Source organism: Streptomyces sp. NPDC001890 (genome assembly GCF_042891445.1).
GTDB lineage: Bacteria > Actinomycetota > Actinomycetes > Streptomycetales > Streptomycetaceae > Streptomyces.
On sequence record NZ_JBIATE010000002.1, the window covers coordinates 577501 to 592057 of the forward strand.

At 72.0% G+C, this 14557-nt stretch carries 17 protein-coding genes; 10 read left to right on the forward strand and 7 right to left on the reverse strand.

Annotated features, from left to right (window positions below; genetic code table 11):
* Positions 1–4: 4 nt before the first annotated feature.
* From ACFYY1_RS08790 to ACFYY1_RS08800, 3 genes are all read right to left on the reverse strand, one after another.
* On the reverse strand, positions 5–511 hold the full coding sequence (locus ACFYY1_RS08790) for a DUF2004 domain-containing protein (RefSeq protein ID WP_388582667.1): 507 nt from the start codon (positions 509–511) through the stop codon (positions 5–7).
* 177 nt (positions 512–688) lie between these two features.
* Positions 689–1321, reverse strand: a complete 633-nt coding sequence (locus ACFYY1_RS08795) for a DUF6000 family protein (protein WP_388582668.1) — start codon at positions 1319–1321, stop codon at positions 689–691.
* A 3-nt stretch (positions 1322–1324) separates the two neighbouring features.
* Positions 1325–1453 (reverse strand): CPCC family cysteine-rich protein, encoded by a 129-nt coding sequence (locus tag ACFYY1_RS08800; RefSeq protein WP_388582669.1) that lies wholly within the window; start codon positions 1451–1453, stop codon positions 1325–1327.
* Between the two features lie 420 nt (positions 1454–1873).
* On the opposite strand from ACFYY1_RS08800, the gene ACFYY1_RS08805 reads away from it, so the two are divergent.
* Positions 1874–3565, forward strand: coding sequence for a hypothetical protein (locus ACFYY1_RS08805; protein WP_388582670.1), 1692 nt, complete (start codon positions 1874–1876; stop codon positions 3563–3565).
* Entirely contained in the window at positions 3565–4116 is a 552-nt protein-coding gene (locus ACFYY1_RS08810) for a hypothetical protein (protein ID WP_388582672.1), read from the forward strand. Before ACFYY1_RS08805 ends, ACFYY1_RS08810 begins: the two co-directional genes overlap by 1 nt.
* A gap of 28 nt (positions 4117–4144) precedes the next feature.
* Here ACFYY1_RS08810 and ACFYY1_RS08815 read toward each other — a convergent pair whose 3' ends face one another.
* Positions 4145–4681, reverse strand: coding sequence for a BTAD domain-containing putative transcriptional regulator (locus tag ACFYY1_RS08815; RefSeq protein WP_388582673.1), 537 nt, complete (start codon positions 4679–4681; stop codon positions 4145–4147).
* 240 nt (positions 4682–4921) lie between these two features.
* Positions 4922–5719: a BTAD domain-containing putative transcriptional regulator gene (locus tag ACFYY1_RS08820; RefSeq protein ID WP_388582675.1), complete on the reverse strand. Its 798-nt coding sequence runs from the start codon at positions 5717–5719 to the stop codon at positions 4922–4924.
* 109 nt (positions 5720–5828) lie between these two features.
* Here ACFYY1_RS08820 and ACFYY1_RS08825 point away from each other — a divergent pair, with 109 nt between their 5' ends.
* From ACFYY1_RS08825 to ACFYY1_RS08850, 6 genes are all read left to right on the forward strand, one after another.
* Entirely contained in the window at positions 5829–6359 is a 531-nt protein-coding gene (locus tag ACFYY1_RS08825; protein WP_388582677.1) for a peroxiredoxin family protein, read from the forward strand.
* A gap of 80 nt (positions 6360–6439) precedes the next feature.
* Positions 6440–6622 carry a hypothetical protein gene (locus ACFYY1_RS08830; protein WP_388582679.1) on the forward strand — a complete coding sequence of 61 codons (183 nt, stop codon included), beginning with the start codon at positions 6440–6442 and terminating at the stop codon, positions 6620–6622.
* A gap of 73 nt (positions 6623–6695) precedes the next feature.
* Positions 6696–7244: a MauE/DoxX family redox-associated membrane protein gene (locus ACFYY1_RS08835; RefSeq protein ID WP_388582681.1), complete on the forward strand. Its 549-nt coding sequence runs from the start codon at positions 6696–6698 to the stop codon at positions 7242–7244.
* Entirely contained in the window at positions 7241–7795 is a 555-nt protein-coding gene (locus ACFYY1_RS08840; protein WP_388582683.1) for a TlpA family protein disulfide reductase, read from the forward strand. The genes ACFYY1_RS08835 and ACFYY1_RS08840 overlap by 4 nt, the downstream gene beginning before the upstream one ends.
* Positions 7792–9624: an ABC transporter ATP-binding protein gene (locus ACFYY1_RS08845; protein ID WP_388582685.1), complete on the forward strand. Its 1833-nt coding sequence runs from the start codon at positions 7792–7794 to the stop codon at positions 9622–9624. Before ACFYY1_RS08840 ends, ACFYY1_RS08845 begins: the two co-directional genes overlap by 4 nt.
* The gene (locus ACFYY1_RS08850) at positions 9621–10112 is read left to right on the forward strand and encodes a S26 family signal peptidase (protein ID WP_388582688.1); all 492 of its coding nucleotides are present in this window, start codon (positions 9621–9623) and stop codon (positions 10110–10112) included. The genes ACFYY1_RS08845 and ACFYY1_RS08850 overlap by 4 nt, the downstream gene beginning before the upstream one ends.
* 3 nt (positions 10113–10115) lie before the next feature.
* Here the strand turns inward: ACFYY1_RS08850 and ACFYY1_RS08855 are convergent, their stop codons facing one another.
* Positions 10116–11681, reverse strand: a complete 1566-nt coding sequence (locus ACFYY1_RS08855; RefSeq protein WP_388582690.1) for an SDR family oxidoreductase — start codon at positions 11679–11681, stop codon at positions 10116–10118.
* Positions 11682–11997: 316 nt separating this feature from the next.
* Here ACFYY1_RS08855 and ACFYY1_RS08860 point away from each other — a divergent pair, with 316 nt between their 5' ends.
* Complete coding sequence (locus ACFYY1_RS08860; RefSeq protein ID WP_388582691.1) at positions 11998–12678, forward strand: Crp/Fnr family transcriptional regulator; 681 nt, start codon at positions 11998–12000, stop codon at positions 12676–12678.
* A 63-nt stretch (positions 12679–12741) separates the two neighbouring features.
* Here ACFYY1_RS08860 and ACFYY1_RS08865 read toward each other — a convergent pair whose 3' ends face one another.
* On the reverse strand, positions 12742–13254 hold the full coding sequence (locus ACFYY1_RS08865; protein WP_388582693.1) for a Pycsar system effector family protein: 513 nt from the start codon (positions 13252–13254) through the stop codon (positions 12742–12744).
* A 387-nt stretch (positions 13255–13641) separates the two neighbouring features.
* On the opposite strand from ACFYY1_RS08865, the gene ACFYY1_RS08870 reads away from it, so the two are divergent.
* Positions 13642–14478 carry a hypothetical protein gene (locus ACFYY1_RS08870; RefSeq protein WP_388582695.1) on the forward strand — a complete coding sequence of 279 codons (837 nt, stop codon included), beginning with the start codon at positions 13642–13644 and terminating at the stop codon, positions 14476–14478.
* Positions 14479–14557 lie beyond the last annotated feature (79 nt).

The window sequence follows — 14557 nt, forward strand, 5'->3', positions numbered from 1 at the left end:
GCCGTCAGCTTTCCCAGTCGACGGATACCACGGCACCGTCGCGGGCCACCTTGACGGCGAGGAGTTCGTCACTGGTCGCGGCGTCGATCGTGTAGTCCATGACGATCCGGGTCCCGGGCTCGCCGATCAGGTGCCACAGCCCGATCCCGGCGGGGTGCATGGCCGCAGTGAACGCGTCGACACCGATCGCTTCGCCGTTCGCTTCCTCGGTGAGGCGCTTGATCACTTCGATGTCGTCGAGTTCGTCGGCGTGGTGGTCGATGAAGTAGCGATCCTGCCGCAGGTTCTCGCGGATCGCCGCGCGAGCTGCGGTGTCCAGGGCCGGCAGATCGGCCAGGTGCGTCGCGAACGCATCCAGTTCTTCCGCATCCAGCCCGGAGTCAGGGGCGGCCCACAGCTGGACTTCGACCTCGCTGCTTGCCAGCGCGGCTGTGCCTTCCCAGATGACTTCCGTCTCGTCCACCGATGGAACCTCAAGGTGCCCGAAGTAAGGGTGATCGACGCTCTTCATGGGGCCTGTCATTCCGATGGGTGGGCAGGGCTTGGGGGAGTAGTGCATGTCCCTGATGCAGGTTACGGCCGCGATCATTCCGCGCGGCTGCCGGTGCTGCCGGTACAGCGCCTCCGGTGTCGCCTTCCCTCGCGCGATCCGCACGCGCCCCAGGTGGTCGCCCGGCGACGGATGAGGCTACGGCTGGGTCCAGTTGTTGGCGAAGGCACAGCGGAGGTCGGTCCCGCGGCGCTGCTCGGCAGGGGTGTAGCCGGGACAGCCGCGGAGGTGGTCCAGGGCGTTGACCCACTGCTCCCAGAGGCCGTCGGGCTCCGTGAAGCGGTCGGCGTGGTGGGTGTCGAGGCGGGCGTCGAGGTGGAGGAGGGCGCCGAGGGCTGCGGGCTGGTCGTAGCGGAGGTCGGTGCGGGGGAGGTAGTGGTCGAGGTAGGCGGTGAGGATCTCGGCGTCCGCGTGCGTGCCGAAGCGGGCCAGGGCGAAGCAGTAGGCGCCGCCGGAGAAGCAGAACTCGCTGGCCAGGAGCAGGTCGCCGATGCGTTCGCGGAACGTGGCGCGTCGGCCCACGCCGATCAGCCAGCCGGCGGTGAGGCGTGAGCGCCACTCGTAGCCGAGGAGGGCCTCCAGCTCGGCGTCGGTGATCGTGGCGGCGTCGTCGATGAGGTGGCGGGCGAAGCGTTCGGCGTGCGGCCACCCAGGCTGCAGGGCGCGACCGCTCTTCAGGTCGCGGTAGCGCGGGCGGTCCGAGTCCTTCCTCGTCACGTAGCGCTCGATCACGTAGCCGTAGCCGATCTCCTCGGGGTGCTGGAACGGCATCGGTCACCTCTCCGGGTACAGGTCGGCACGGTCGATCCAAGCGGGGGCGACAACGGGGCAGATCTCGTACGAGCCGGGCATCGCGCCCAGTACGCGGTGCCCGCAGCAGGGGCAGGGGTGGGAGTTGCTCACCCGCGCAGTCTCGTTGCAGGTCCCGCCGGTGTGCCATGGATTTCTTTGCCAGGTGGTGCATATGGCGCGAAAGGGGGTCGTCGGTTACTTCGGCTTCCTGGACAATACGACCGTTCAAGGCGGCAGGGGCTGGGCCCGCGGTGTTCGCCAGTGGCTGCACCGCTGGGGCCGGCAGTGAGGTCGGGGGAGCGGATGGCAGCGCCGGAGCAGAACGAGGGCCGCGAGGGCCAGGGTGTGTTCGGTCCGCCGCTGAGCGGGCCGTGGGGGGCGGGGCAGGGCGTGCCCGGTCCGCCGCCCGGGGCGTTCGGACCGCCCGGTGGGGTGCCGCCGTTGCCGCCGTATCCGCCCGGTCCGCCCGGTGGGGGGCAGGGGCCGCGGCGTCCGGCGGGCAGGCGTGCGGTGCTGATTCTTACCGGGGTTGTGGGTGTTCTCGTACTCGCGCTCGTTGCGGGGGTTGTTCTTCTCGGTGGTGGTGATCCCGGCCGGTCGGAGGCCGACGGCAAGCGGGCGGCGAAGGCCGACTCCCGGCTGCTCGCGCCCTACCGTCTCGCGCTGGCCGACCTCGTCACCGCTCCGGGACTGCGCTACAAGGACGACTCGCCGGGCGGTCTGATGGAACGCGAGGTCACCGTCACCTCCGCCGGGAGCCGCTTCGGCAGTACCGGATTCGGCCGCGAGGAGCTCGACCGTGAGTTCCTGGGCGTCGGAGGGAAGACGTTCGTCCGATGGCGGCTGGACCCTGCGGCGAAGGACGGTGAGAAGAAGCCGAGCAGGTGGGACGCCGGAGCGGGCCGGGGCGAGGGGATCACCGACGAACTGGCCGGGCACCGGCCGGCCCCGCCGGAACTCGCCGCGTCGCTGCTGCAGGCCCTGGCCGATCTGGAGACCGGTCCCGGCAGCGACGGATACGCCTCCCGGCGGCGCGACGTCGGTGGTGTCCCCGCCCAGGCGCTGGAAACTTCTGCCGGGCGCATGGTCGTCACTGCCCACGAGCCCTACCGGCTGCTGCGGCTGGAGCCGCCCGCCGATTCGGCGTCGGGCGGCGCGCGGGCCGGTGCGGTACGGACCGTGGCCCATGCCGTCACGGCCGGGGCCGGGGCGTGGACCGAGGGGGAGGGGCCGTTCGACGGCAAGGACACCTCGGCGCTGGACCTTGAGCCGGTCACCCCCGAAGCGGCCCCCGCGATGTACGACACTCTGGAGAAGCAGACCAAGGCCCTGAGTCAGGCGGGGGACAGCGGTATCTCGCTGTCCCTGCGGGGTGACGGGTCGGTGAGCTGCAGTGCCGGCGGCTGCACCGCCACGGGGAACTTCTCGGGCCAGATCACCGCGGACGCCAGGTCACGCCTGACCGGTGGTCAGGTCACGGCGGTCATGACGTCCGGTTTCACCATCGACGGGCGCTCCGCCGGGAGTTGCACCAGCCCGGCGACCACGTTCCCGGTCTCCGGCAGCGGTGTGTCCGGCAGTCTCACCTGCTCCAACCCGGGGGCGGGCGGCACCTTCGCCTCGGTGGAGGGGCAGAAGAAGGCCGAGGCCCGCGCCCGTTCGCGCGCCAACGGCGGCCGGCCCGTGCAGTACACGATTCCGCTGCGGGCCAACTCCCTGATCACGGCGCGAGCGCTGGCCACGGTCGAGGTCGAGCGGCTCGTGGAGAAGGTCGGCAAGGAGCGCAAGGGTGCCGGGCCGTGCTCCGCCACGCGTGACTCCCGCTCCGGGTTCCTTGCGCCGGATGCCTCATCGCGTGGTGAAGTGCGGCAGTTGCGTACGGAGACGGGGCCGCAGGCCGAACGTGTGGTGGCGGGCAAGAAGGATCCGCTGAACTTCGGGGGCAATTACACTGGCCGGCTCGACCGGTTCGAGATCGGCGGTACGACGGATTTCGAGATCCATGTCTACAAGAACGGCAGGGAAATCGGGATCTTCGGCAGTGACGGATGGTTCGCCAAGCACGGAAAGAGCGCGGATGTGAAGGTGCCCCGTGAAACCTACAACCTTCTGAAGGGGCTGGCGGTGGGCGAGATGAGGCGCGAAGGCCGCATCGGGCCCAAGGGCACGGAGAACATCAAGGGCGACAGCTGGAAGCGCGACCGGATCACCGGTGGCTGCTGATGAAGTACGTCCAGGTTCGACCACTGCAGGATCTGTACGGATTTCATCTGGACCCGCAGGCATACCTCCGTGCCCTGCCGGGGCTGCTGCCCGGTCTTCCCGCCGGTGCGGCGGAATTCGCCTCGGATCCCGACCACTACGACTTCGGCAGTTCGCGCTGTGTGAAGGATCTGACGCTGGACCGGGTCGAGCTCGTCGACGAGCACGGACGCGTGTCGCTTGAGTTGTCGCTGGGGCCGAATGAATGGAAGCATGACGGCGGTCTGCGTATCCGGTACTCGGGTGTAAGGGATTTCCGGGTGAAAACCGATGACACCGAGGGTTTCGAAGGTGTCGAGGGCGTCGAGGGCGTCGCGGGTTTCGAACTCGGGGGAGCGGCCGGATTCGCCGGGCGCGCCGAATGGCCGCCCCGGTTGGGCGATCTCCAATTGGACGAAGTGCTCCCGCATCCGCAAGGCGTCTCGCATGAGATCGCCTTCACGGAGGGGGCCCTTCTCGTGGTGGGTGCCGACCTCGTCGCGCGATGGGACCGGCCCGGCCTCTCGTCCTGAGCGTGGGCGGACTTCACCCACCCGCGGTTCACGGGGAAGGCCGTCGCGGTACCGCGGTGACGGCCGCCAGTTCCGGGTCCTGGGCGAGGACGCGGCCCTGCAGCTCCTTCAGGGCGCGGCCGGGGTCGGTGCCGAGTTCCGCGGCGACCCGGCGGCGGTAGGTGTCGTAGACGGTGAGGGCCTCGGCGCCGCGGTCGGCCCGGAAGAGGGCGAGCATCAGGAGCCAGGTGAAGCGCTCGCTCAGCGGGTGGCGGTGGAGGACGAAGCAGAGATACGGGACGGCGTTGCGGTGGCGGCCCAGGTCGAGTTCCACCTCGGCGCGGAGCTCCATGTCGGCGAGGAAACGCTCGTCGCGGTACACGCGTTCGCGGTCCAGGACCGGGGCCTCCAGACCCTCCGCGAGGGGGCCGGTCACCAGGATGCGGGCGCCGTCGAGGTGCTGCGCGGCCTCGTCCAGGTGGCCGGTGAGGGCCAGGGTGGTGCCGGTGGCGGCGAGGCGTTCGTACTCATGGAGATCGGTGACCGCGTCGCCGGTGTCCAGGCGATAGCCGCCCGCGGTCCACACGAGCTGCGGGGGCTCGCCCTCGGCAGGCCCCCGGCGGCGAGGGCGCCGCGCAGACCGGCTCCCTGCTGCTCCCCGCCAAGGCGGCTCGCCGGACGCGGCAACTGGTGGCCCCCACGCCGCTGCGCCGGCTGCACGCGCGCTTCGGTGTCGCCGACTGAACCACGCGGGACGCATGGTCCACTGCCCGGTCGCGGCGGGTTCCCGGCCCGCCGCGACCCGGCGCCGCGACGTCACGCGGCGTCACACGACGTCCAGGGCGCCGCCCCGGAAGATGCGGAGGTCCACCGGGCCGTCCCGCAGGATCGCCTGGCGCAGGTCCTGGAGTTCGCGGCTCAGGTCCAGGCCCAGCCGGGCGGTCATCTGGGCCCGTGCCGAGGACAGCACGCGCAGTGCGTCCGCGCGGCGGCCGCATTCGTAGAGTGTGGCCGCGCGGAAGGCCAGGAGCATCTCGTGTTCCGGGTACTCCTGGGTGAGGCGCGCGAGCTCCGCGGCCAGCGACCAATAGTTGCGCAGTTTGAACTCCGCTGCCACGTGCAGCAGTTGCGCCGATATCAGCAGCTCGTCGAAAGCGGCGCCGATGCCCTGGCGGGTCCGCTCGGATGCGACGTCCTCCAGCAGCGCGCCCCGCCATTCGGCCAGGGCGGCCGAGGTGAGCCGGGAGATCTCCTGCGGCTCGGTGCTCCGCTGGGCCCGGTTGACCAGCTGGGTGAAACGGTGCAGGTCCACCCATTGCGGATCGCCGGTAAGGGTGTACGTCGAGCCGCTCCGTACCAGCCCCACCGCCCCGTCGCACCCGCCCCGGCGAAGGCTTGCCCGCAGTCGGCAGACGTCCACGTAGAGATCGGTCCGGGACCGCGGCCGTTCGTCCTCGTCCGACAGAAGGTCGATCAGCCGGTCCATCGGGAGCGGCCGGCCCATCTCCATCAGAAGTAAGCCCAGCAGCAGACGCTCACGGCGCCGACCGATGGCCTTGGGACGTCCGTCGACGGTCCATTCAACTCTGCCCAGCACTCGAAAACGCGACCCCGTGGCAAGCATGGCGGCAATCATGCTCAGCCCGTCATGCTCCTGGCAAGGTCTTGGCATCCTCCCGACAGGCCCCACGTATCACACTGCTCACTCGTGCAACCGCGCCAGGGGGTCGAACTTGCCTTACGTCATTGTCGGTCTGGTGCTCGTCGGAGCCGTCACCCTGCTCAACCTCGTCCTGCTCATGGTCATCCTGCGCCGCTGGCAGGAGCTCGAAGCCGTACGCCGACGCCGAGACTTCGCCGCCGAAGGGCCGCAACCCGGGGACGGGCTCCCGGAGTTCACCGCCACCGCGCTCAGCGGCCGGACCGTGGACCAGGACGGCTTCCGTTCCGGGGAGCTGCTGCTGGGGGTCTTCTCGCACGACTGCCCGTCCTGCACCGACAGCCTTCCCGACTTCGCCGAACAGGCCGACCGGGCCCGGGCAGCGGGCGGGCGGGTGCTGGCCCTGGTGATCGGGGACGAGGCAGTCGGGAGCAGCCTGACCACCCAACTCGCCGGAACGGCCGACGAGGTGCTGCCGGGGCCCGCGGCCTCACCGCTCTTCCGCGCGCTGCGCGTCCCCGGCTTCCCCACGTTCCTCAGTTACCAGGACGGCGTTGTCGCCGCTCCCGCCGCCGACCGCGAACCGGTACCGGCGGCCTCCTGAACCCCGGTGCGGGCACGGTCCCCGGACCGCCGCCGCACCGTGGAGTACGCACATCCCATCCACACAGGAATAGGAGAACCATGCGCACACTCAAGACCGGAGCCGGCCGTCTGATCGAGCGGATCCTGCCCAAGGCCGAGGCCCAGGCAGCCTGCCCGCCGGACTGCTACACCGAGTGGAGCACCAGCGCCCAGCGGTGCCGCCGCTGCTGCTACAAGGGCACCACGTGCACGGTCAGCTGTGGGGCCTGGAGCTACTGCTGATTCACCACGGGGCGGGCCGTGCGCGGCCTGCCCCGTGTCCGCCGGCCCAGGACCCATTCCCCCGGAGTCATCCTTGTCCGACCTGCTGCTCGTCTGCCGTCTGACCCTGATCTGTGTGCTCGCCGTGGCCGGCCTCGCCAAGCTGCGCGACCGCCGCCGGTTCGCCACGGCACTGGGCGAACTCCCCTACCTGCCGGCCGCCGCCCGGCCGGCCCTCGCCGTCCTGGTGCCCGCGGCCGAGCTCCTCGCCGCCGTGCTCCTCGCCCTGCCCCGGACGCTCACCGCGGGCCTGGCCGTCTCCGCCGCCCTGTGCGCGGGATTCAGCGCCGTCGCCGTCACCACCATGCGGCGCGGCAGCTCCGCCGGCTGCCCCTGCTTCGGCAGCAGGACCACGGTGCCCATGGGCCCCTGGCATGTCGCCCGCAACCTCACGCTCACCGCGCTCGCCCTCCTCGGCGGCACCATCGCCCTTACCCATGGCACGGCCGGCCCGCTCAGCACCCCCGCACTGGTGCTCGCCGGGGCGGTCGCCATCCACCTCACCGTGTTCGCCGTCTTCACCGACGACCTCGCCGCCTTCTTCGCCGCCCGCCCGGCCGCCGAAAGGACGATCACGCAGTGAACCACGCCATCGCCGGCCTCGCCCTTCTCGCCGCGGCCACCCTCGTCAACGCCCTCCTCACCGTCGCCGTCACCAAGCGCTGGCGGGCCGCGATGACCGCCCCCGCCCCGGCCGCCGCGCCGTCGGGCCCGCCGGAACTCGCCGTACGCGAAGGCGACCGCATCCCCGCCTTCACCCTGCACACCGACCGGGGCGAAGTCGGCGAAGCCACCCTGGCCGGCCACCCCGCCCTCATCTGCTTCCTCCGCCCCGACTGCGGGCCCACCCGGGACAGCCTTGCCGGGATCCAGCGGTGGGCCGAGGAGAACACCCCTTCGGGCGCGCGTCTCGTCGCCGTCGTCAACGGGCAGCCCGCCGACGCGGGCCCCCTGCTCGAAGCGGTCGGACCGCTCACCGGACTCACCGCCACCGAACCGCCGAACGGCCCCGTCGCCCGCGCCTTCGGCGTACGCCACCACCCCAGCTTCGTCCTCCTCGACGCCGACGGGACCGTCACCGGGGCAGGCGTCGGCCAGGGGTCGCTGCCCGAGCTCGACCTCCTCGACGCATGAGCGGGCAGCCCGCCGCCCGCCCGGCCGACTTCCTGCGGGGGCTCACCGCCGTACTCGCCCTCACACTGCGGTCCTGCCCCGGGGCCCTCGCCGTCCGGGTCACCGCCGTCGTCATCGCGGGTACCGCCCCCGTGGCCGCCTCCTGGCTGCTCAAGTACGTGGTCGACAGCCTCACCACGGACGGGTTCCGCGCCGCGGACCTCGACCGGGCCGCGATCGGCATCGGCCTGCTCACCGTCCTGCTCGCCGCCGCCTCGGCCGTCTCCTCCTACGCCGACGGCCGCATCCGCCGCGCCACCTCCACCCGGGCCCAGAGCGACCTGCTCACGGCCGTCAACCGGCTCAGCGGGCTGTCCAGGCTCGAACAGCCCGCCTTCCACGACCGGGTCCAACTCGCCATCCAGAGCGCCCAGGGCGCCGAACGACTCGTCGGTGCGGTGCTCCAGGGCGCCCAGGGGATCCTCACCCTGGTGGGCTTCCTGGGAAGCGTCCTGCTCATCAGCCCCACCCTGGCCGCGATACTCGTCGCCGCGGCCGTGCCGGCCCTCTTCGCCCACCTGGCCAACAGCCGCCACCGTGCCGACATGTTCTGGCGCACCAGCAGCCTCGCCCGCCGCCAGATCTTCTACCGGGGGCTCCTCACCGACACCCAGGCGGCGAAGGAGATCCGCCTCTACGGCCTCGGCGACTACTTCGCGCAGCGCCTGCGTACCGATCTCGACAGCATCAACCAGCAGGAGGAACACCTCGACCGCCGCCTGGCCGTCTACGAGACGGCCCTGGCCGCCCTCGGCGCGGTCATCTCCACCGGCGCACTCGTCTGGGGCGTGCACCAGGCCGCCACCCACACCCTCACCGCCGGTGACGTGTCCCTTCTCGTCGCGGCCCTCGCCGGGCTGCAGACGGCCCTCGTCGGCCTGGTCGGGTCGATCGCCCAGAGCCACCAGACGGCCCTGCTGTTCGGCCACTACCTGCATGTCACCCAGGTCGGGGACGACCTCCCCGCCCCGGCCGCCCCGATCGCCCCGCCGCCCCTGAGCGAGGGCATCGAACTCCGGGACGTCTGGTTCCGCTACTCCGATGACGGACCCTGGATCCTGCGCGGGGTCAGCCTGACCATTCCGCACGGCACCAGCCTGGCCGTCGTCGGACTCAACGGGGCCGGCAAGAGCACCCTCGTCAAACTGCTGTGCCGCCTCTACGACCCGCAGCGCGGCAGCATCCACTGGGACGGCACCGACCTCAAGGACTTCCCCGCGGACCAGCTGCGCAGGCGTGTCAGTGTGGTCTTCCAGGACCCGATGGAGTACGACCTGACCGCCGGGGAGAACATCGGCCTCGGCGACCTCGGCGCCCTCCACGACCACGGACGCATTCACGCGGCCGCCGCCGACGCCGACATCCACACCGCACTCGCCGGCCTCCCGCAGGGCTACGACACCATGCTCAGCCGGATGTTCTTCCCCGACGACACCGAAGAGACCGACTCCGGGGTCCAGTTGTCGGGCGGTCAGTGGCAACGCCTCGCGCTCGCCCGCGCCCTGATGCGTTCCGAACGGGACCTCATGATCCTCGACGAACCCAGCACCGGCCTCGACGCGGTGGCCGAACGCCATGTGCACGACCGGCTCGCCGCACTGCGCGAGGGCGCGACGAGCATTCTCGTCTCCCACCGCCTCAACACGGTCCGCGCCGCGGACACCATCGTCGTCATCGCCGACGGAACCGTGCGCGAGGCAGGCACCCACGAACAGCTCATGACCGCCCGCGGCGCGTACGCCGAGCTCTTCACCACGCAGGCCGAGGGCTACGAGGAGACCGTCCGGTGAGCGCCGCCGTCCCGGTGCTCCTCGTCCTCGGGGCGCTCCTCGTCCTCGCCGCGGCCCTGTCGCTGGCGCGTCGGCGGCTGCTGGCCGTGACCGTCCGCGGGTACAGCATGTCGCCGACGCTCATGCCCGGTGACCGGCTCCTCGTGCTCCGCGGCACCCGCCGCGTCGCCACCGGCCGGGTGGCCGTCGTCGTGGCACCCCACCCCGAGCACGGCTGGCACGGCCCCGCGGACACCACGCCCGACTCGTGGTACGTCAAACGCGTCGTCGCCGTCGCCGGAGAGCCCGTACCGCACTGGGCCGTCCGCTGCCCCGGTACGCACGTGCCGCCGGGCATGCTCGTCCTCCTGGGCGAGAAACCGGGCTCACGGGACTCCAAGCAGTGCGGCTACTGCCCCGAGGACAAGGTCATCGGCACCGCTCTGCTCCGCCTGCGGGCCGCCGCGGCCCCCGGTGCGCCTTCGTCGCTCTCCTCGTCGGGCGGGTGAGGCTCATCGCCCGGGGCGGGGCCCCCGGGCACGGTCGGCGGGCGAGGAACGCCGGTGTGCGCTCAGTCCCTTGGCGGCCGCCTGGGTGATGTTGCGGGCCATGCCGCCGAAGACCACGGCGTGGAAGGGGGAGACCGACCACCAGTAGGCGTGGCCCAGCAGGCCGTGCGGGTGGAACAGCGCCCGTTGCCGGTAGCGGGTGCGGCCGTCGGGGCCGGTCTCGGCGTACATCTCCAGCCAGGCGAGGCCGGGCAGCCGCATCTCCGCGCGCAGCCGCAGCAGCCGTCCGGGCTCGATCTCCTCGACCCGCCAGAAGTCCAGCGAGTCCCCGACGCGCAGGTGCTCGGCGTCGCGTCGTCCGCGGCGCAGCCCCACCCCGCCGACGAACCGGTCCAGCCACCCCCTGACCGCCCAGGCGAGCGGAAAGGAGTACCAGCCGTTGTCGCCGCCGATGCCCTCGATCACCCGCCACAGGGCCGCCCGGTCCGCGTCGACGGGCAGTTGTCGTTCGTCCTGGTAGAGGCTGCCCCCGGCCCAGTCCGGGTCCGTGGGCAGCGGATCGCTGGGCGCTCCCGGCAGGGCCGCGGAGGACCAGCGGGTGGCGACCTGGGCCTCACGCACCCGGCGCAGTGCCAGCGCCAGTGCCTCGTCGAACGGCAGCGGCAGGCCCGGCGGGTCGGGCACGTAGCGGGCGATGTCGTGCTCCTGGCAGACGACCTCATTGCGCAGGGACTCCGTCAGCGGCCGGGCCAGGGAGGCGGGTACCGGGGTGACGAGACCGACCCAGTGGCTGGACAGCCGCGGGGTGAGGACCGGAACCGGAACGATGAGCCGCCGGGGCAGTCCGGCGACGGCGGCGTAACGGCACATCATCTCCCGGTACGTGAGGACGTCGGGCCCGCCGATGTCGAACGCCCGGTCGACGTCGTCCGGCATGGTGGCCGAGCCGACGAGATAGCGCAGCACATCGCGTACCCCGATGGGCTGGGTACGGGTGTGCACCCAGCTGGGGGTGACCATGACGGGCAGCCGCTCGGTCAGATACCGCAGCATTTCGAAGGACGCCGATCCCGAACCGATGACGACCGCCGCCCGCAGCACGGTGGCGGGCACCGGTGCGTCGAGGAGGATCCGGCCGACCTCGGCCCGGGAGCGCAGATGCGGGGAGAGCGACCCGGTCGGTACGCCCGGTGGGGTGAGCCCGCCCAGATAGACGATCCGCCGTACGCCGGCCGCGTGCGCCTGCTCGGCGAAGACACGGGCCGCCCGGCGGTCGGTTTCCTCGAAGGCGGAACCGGTGCCGAGGGCGTGCACCAGGTAGTACGCCACATCGATCCCCCGCATGGCCGCGGCCACCGAGTCCGCGTCCGTCACGTCGCCCCGCACCGTCTCGGCGTCCCCCGCCCAAGGGTGGTCACGGAGCTTGCGGGGGGTGCGGGCCAGGCACCGCACCCGGTGGCCCGCCCGCAGCAGTTCCGGGACGAGACGCCCGCCGATGTACCCGGACGCCCCGGTGACCAGGCAGTGCAACCGTTCCGCGTCCCCGCCGAGCCGTTCGTCCGTGCCCACGACCGTGCCTCCATCCGTCCGCTCCGACCGTCCCCCACATCGACCGATCATGGCTGAAATCTGCAGGCCGGAGGCCCGCTTCGCAGCGTGTCGCCGTGCTCGCCCGAATGCGCCGACCCGGCGCGCGCGGCGGACCGGTCGCCGCTGACCCGCGCGGGACCAACGGTCTGGCGCTAGCCTGGCCGCCCGGGGTCGCCGGTCTTGTCGGGTGGATCGGAGCCGGGGAACCGAAGGGGAGCGCGCTGTGCGGGGTGAGGGCGGGAACCAGGGGTGGAGCCGACCGGACCGCAGTTGGCCGGACCGGAGTCTGCTGGCGGTGCTTTCCGAGCCGGCACGTGAGGAACTGCTGTCCCTGGGGGCGGAGTTGACTCTCGGGTCCGGGGAAGTGCTGCTCACGGAAGGGGCCTTTGACCGGCATCTCTATGTGATTCTCAGCGGGTTCGCCAAGGTCACCGCCACTGCGGAGAACGGGCAGGAGTCACTGCTCGCGGTGCGTGTCGGCGGCGACTGCGTGGGGGAGATGGCCGCACTGGACGGAGCGCCGCGCTCGGCCGGGGTGGTGGCCTGCGGGCCGTTGCGGGCGCGGGTGATCAGCCCCGGTGCGCTGCACGGTCTGATGATGCGGCGGCCCGAGGTGGCGATGGCGCTGACGCGGATCGTCGCCGACCGGCTTCGTTGGGCCAACCGCAGGCGCCTGGAGTTCCGGGGTTATTCGGTCAAGATACGGCTGGCCCGGCTCCTGCTGGAACTGGCCGTGGCGTACGGACGGCAGGAGCGCGGCGGTGGCCGGGTGATCGGATTCCAGCTCACCCAGCCCGAGTTGGCCGCGCTGACCGGAGCCGCCGAGACCACCGTGCACAAGGGGCTGCGCCAGCTGAGGGACGACGGCTTGCTCGGCACCGGGTACCGCACGACCACGTTGCACGACCTTTCCCGGCTTGCCCGGGTGGCCGAACTGGCCGAGCCGGACGAGTCCGCGGGGTGGCGGGAGCGGTGAAGCCGGTGGGGTGGACCCGAGGTGGTGGGACCGGGTACCGGTCCGCCGCCCGGCCGGGGCGGATCAGCCGAGGACCGGCTTCAGCAGCAGGCACAGGCCGGCGGCGGTGGCCATCACCGCGGTGCACACCACCGCGGCGGTGACGCAGCGGTACTTCCGTACCGCCACCCCGGACAGGAAGCGGATCATCGCGCGCAGCTGCCGGTCGTCCTCGTCGGCCGAGGTGGGCGCAGGCGGGGCGGTCGCGGCGGACGGGGGCGGCTCCGAGGCCGAGGCCAGATGGACGAAGCTGTAGTCGTTGGGGACACCGGGGCGCCACACCCGGGGGCGCAGTGCCAGTGCCAGCGACACGGCCCCGCCGAGCAGCCCGCCGACGAAGAGCATGAGCAGCAGCCCCGCGGTCCAGCCGGCCGCTCCACCGCTCCGCCAGCCGTCCAGAGCGGCTCCGCTCCAGGTGCCGGCCGTTCCCACCAGCGCCGCCTGCACCGCGGAGAGGATGCCGGCCTTGGAGTCGGCGTGCTGGTGTGCGGTCTGCAGCGCGGGCAGCATCGCGTGCGAGGCGCGGCCGGACGGCACTCTGGGGGGAGCGGGGGACGGCGAGGGGGAGGGGGAAGGGGCCGGCGGCGGTGGCGGGGACGGCAGGGGCATCGGGACTCCAGTGGGGCTCGGGCGCAGGCGTGTTGTGGACCTGTGCGCTGACTCACTCCATTGGGTGGTCTCCGGTGGGGGCGGACCAGGCACTTGTACGGGATTCGCCGGTGCGGGGCGCAATCGACCTGTGAGGCGGGAGATCCCGTATTTCCACCGGGTGCGCAAGAGGACTCCAGGTGTACGACTGGCAGGGTGGCCGGTGCCCCACGGGGGTGGGCACCGGCCCGGGAACGGCATGCCGTATCGCTTCTGCGCCTAGTAACAGCCTTGATTTGCAAGTGAGTTGACGGTGCGGCATGTTGTCATCCCCGTGTGACGGACGAGGAGGACTGGATGTCCGTAGGTGCGATGGGCGTGTTCAACAGGCGGCTGCTGCTCGCTGTCGACGCGCGAGGATATGGCAGTGCCGACACCGCGCGGCAACGGGTCATCCAGACGGAGCTGCCACGTCTGCTGGCCGACGCGGCCGAGGCGGCCGGGCTGGACCGCGGAACCTGGGCGCGACAGCCGGGCGGGGACTCGGAGTTCGCGGTGCTGCCGACCGGGTCCGACGAGCAGGCGCTGGTCGAGCCGTTCATGCGGAGGCTGGACGCGGGACTGCGGGCCCACAACCGGGACCGGGTGCCCGAAGCGCGGCTCGCGCTGCGCGTGGCGGTGCACTTCGGACCGGCGTCCGAAGCACCCAGCGGATTCGTGGGCCCGGGGCCGGTCGAGGTGTCCCGGATCCTGGAGGGCGAACCGCTGCACCGGGCGCTGGCCGCCGCGCCGGATGCCGGGCTGGTGGTCGCTCTGACGGCGCCGGTCTTCACGGAGCTGGTGGCCCAGGGGTACACCAACTTCCGGCCGGAGGAGTTCCGCGAGGTCCTCGTCGAGAAGAAGGAGTACCGGGGCCGGGCCTGGCTGTGGGTGCCGGGGTACGACGTCCACCGGCTGGACCTCGGTGAGCACGGGCGGGACGGTGGCCGTTCGGCTGCGGAGCCCGCCGGCCGCCGCGTTGATCCCGATGAGGCCGCTGAGCCCGCGAAGCCCGCGAGTACCCCGGACGCCCCCGTCACCGGAGGGGCTCCGGTGACCAACAAGATCGTGAACAACCACATTCACGCCCCCCTGCACACGGACGGGAACATCGTCTTCGGCTTCTCCGACTGAGGGCGGGCCGAGGGGAACAAGGTGCGCGAGTGAGGCCGACGGACCAGCCGACGGACAGCAACGGGAACGGTAGCGAGGG

Coding starts and splice junctions, on each gene's coding strand:
- ACFYY1_RS08790 (WP_388582667.1), bottom strand. CDS start 511: ATGAAGAGCGTCGATCACCCTTACTTCGGGCACCTTGAGGTTCCATCG.
- ACFYY1_RS08795 (WP_388582668.1), bottom strand. CDS start 1,321: ATGCCGTTCCAGCACCCCGAGGAGATCGGCTACGGCTACGTGATCGAG.
- ACFYY1_RS08810 (WP_388582672.1), top strand. CDS start 3,565: ATGAAGTACGTCCAGGTTCGACCACTGCAGGATCTGTACGGATTTCAT.
- ACFYY1_RS08820 (WP_388582675.1), bottom strand. CDS start 5,719: ATGCTTGCCACGGGGTCGCGTTTTCGAGTGCTGGGCAGAGTTGAATGG.
- ACFYY1_RS08830 (WP_388582679.1), top strand. CDS start 6,440: ATGCGCACACTCAAGACCGGAGCCGGCCGTCTGATCGAGCGGATCCTG.
- ACFYY1_RS08845 (WP_388582685.1), top strand. CDS start 7,792: ATGAGCGGGCAGCCCGCCGCCCGCCCGGCCGACTTCCTGCGGGGGCTC.